The 1,095-nt window shown below is 56.3% G+C and carries 1 protein-coding gene; it reads left to right on the plus strand.

Annotated elements, in window-relative coordinates:
* Positions 1-104: 104 nt before the first annotated feature.
* Positions 105-1,095 (plus strand): IS481 family transposase (locus tag ACQ4WL_RS27590; RefSeq protein WP_196857181.1); only part of this gene is annotated, 991 nt, incomplete at its 3' end.

Genomic DNA, 1,095 nt, shown 5'->3' on the forward strand with positions numbered 1-1,095 from the left:
TGTTTAGATATGGGTGATCATATTCCAACTCGCAGCCTGCCATTTTTCAGGGCCAGGTTGCTTTTGAGTACACTGTTGAATCCTGTCACCCAACTACCAGCGCCATGAGCCAAGCCCTTCACAGCCAAGCCCGCACTACTCATCTGATCCGTGACGAAATCCGCAAATCGACGCTCTCTCAACGGGAACTGGCTGAGCGCTACAACGTTAGTCGTCTGACGATCCGCAAATGGCAGAACCGCGACAGCGCCGAGGATCTTTCGCACCGGCCACGTATCATGCACACCACGCTCACGCCTGCGCAGGAATTGATCGTCGTGGAGCTGCGCACCACGCTGCTGCTGCCCACCGACGACCTGCTGGCGGTGGCCCGCGAGTTCGTCAATCCAGCGCTTTCGCGCGCCGCCCTGGGGCGCTGCCTGCGTCGCCATGGTGTCTCCAGCCTGCTTGAACTGGCCGCCCGGGAAACCGATAAGCCCGTCACCAAAAAGTCGTTCAAGGACTACGAGCCCGGCTTTTTACATATGGATATCAAGTACTTGCCGCAGATGCCTGACGAAACCGAACGCCGTTACCTGTTCGTCGCCATCGACCGCGCCACGCGTTGGGTCTTCATGGAGATCTATGCCGACCAGTCCGACAGTAGTAGCACCGACTTCCTGATCAAGCTCAACAAAGCCTGTCCGATCGCCATCGTCAAGCTGCTCACCGACAATGGCAGCCAGTTCACCGACCGCTTTAGCAGCAAGAAAAAAGACCCGGAAACGGGCGACCGGATTCCCAGCGGCAAGCACGCGTTTGACGTGCTATGCAGACAACTGGCGATCGAACATCGCCTGATCCCGCCACGTCATCCGCAGACCAACGGCATGGTGGAACGCTTCAACGGCCGCATCAGCGAGGTCGTCAATCAGACCCGTTTCGCATCCAGGGCCGAGCTCGAATCAACACTACGCAATTACCTGAAAATCTATAACCACAACATCCCACAGCGTGCTCTCAACAACGAAACGCCGATTCAGGCAATGAAGAAATGGCAGGCAAAAAAGCCACAATTATTCGTTAAACGTGTTTATAACCAGGCGGGTCTTGACA

The sequence above is a fragment of the Janthinobacterium kochi genome, assembly GCF_051380715.1.
GTDB lineage: Bacteria > Pseudomonadota > Gammaproteobacteria > Burkholderiales > Burkholderiaceae_D > Janthinobacterium.